Raw genomic sequence first — 966 nt, forward strand, 5'->3', positions numbered from 1 at the left:
TTCAGACTCTGGGCTGCTCCCCGTTCGCTCGCCGCTACTGGGGGAATCTCGGTTGATTTCTTTTCCTCGGGGTACTTAGATGTTTCAGTTCCCCCGGTTCGCCTCGTTAACCTATGTATTCAGTTAACGATAGTGTGACGAATCACACTGGGTTTCCCCATTCGGACATCGCCGGGTCAAAGGTTCATATCACCTCGCCGGCGCTTTTCGCAGATTAGCACGTCCTTCATCGCCTCTGACTGCCAGGGCATCCACCGTGTACGCTTAGTCGCTTAACCTCACAACCCGAAGATGTTTCATCTTCTGATTGCGAAAATTTGAGAGACTCGAACACACCATTWAAGATGTGTCGTTTCAATTTTCAGCTTGATCCAGATTTTTAAAGAGCAAAACTTCGCAGTGCACCTTTTCAGGTTCACTCTGAAGTTTTCTTGGGTTCGCAGTAAAAGATGGTGGAGCTATGCGGGATCGAACCGCAGACCTCCTGCGTGCAAAGCAGGCGCTCTCCCAGCTGAGCTATAGCCCCATCGTTTTGCAATCTCTGTACCGCTCATCCTTTAAAAGGAGTTTGGTAGGCCTGAGTGGACTTGAACCACCGACCTCACCCTTATCAGGGGTGCGCTCTAACCACCTGAGCTACAAGCCTGCAGAGATTTTTACTGCTGTTTTTTCATCAGACAATCTGTGTGAGCACTRCAAAGGCAGGTTCTTTAAGGTAAGGAGGTGATCCAACCGCAGGTTCCCCTACGGTTACCTTGTTACGACTTCACCCCAGTCATGAATCACAAAGTGGTAAGCGCCCTCCCGAAGGTTAAGCTACCTACTTCTTTTGCAACCCACTCCCATGGTGTGACGGGCGGTGTGTACAAGGCCCGGGAACGTATTCACCGTAGCATTCTGATCTACGATTACTAGCGATTCCGACTTCATGGAGTCGAGTTGCAGACTCCAATCCGGACTACGACG

The 966-nt window shown here is 50.3% G+C and carries 2 tRNA genes and 2 rRNA genes; all 4 read right to left on the reverse strand.

Annotated elements, in window-relative coordinates:
* A 23S ribosomal RNA gene (locus BFG58_RS14935) occupies positions 1 to 278 on the reverse strand; the annotation flags it as partial.
* A gap of 172 nt (positions 279 to 450) precedes the next feature.
* Positions 451 to 526, reverse strand: a tRNA-Ala gene (locus BFG58_RS14940).
* A 43-nt stretch (positions 527 to 569) separates the two neighbouring features.
* A tRNA-Ile gene (locus tag BFG58_RS14945) sits at positions 570 to 646 on the reverse strand.
* A gap of 70 nt (positions 647 to 716) precedes the next feature.
* A 16S ribosomal RNA gene (locus BFG58_RS14950) occupies positions 717 to 966 on the reverse strand; the annotation flags it as partial.

Source organism: Enterobacter sp. ku-bf2, from assembly GCF_001742765.1.
Taxonomy (GTDB): domain Bacteria; phylum Pseudomonadota; class Gammaproteobacteria; order Enterobacterales; family Enterobacteriaceae; genus Enterobacter; species Enterobacter quasiroggenkampii.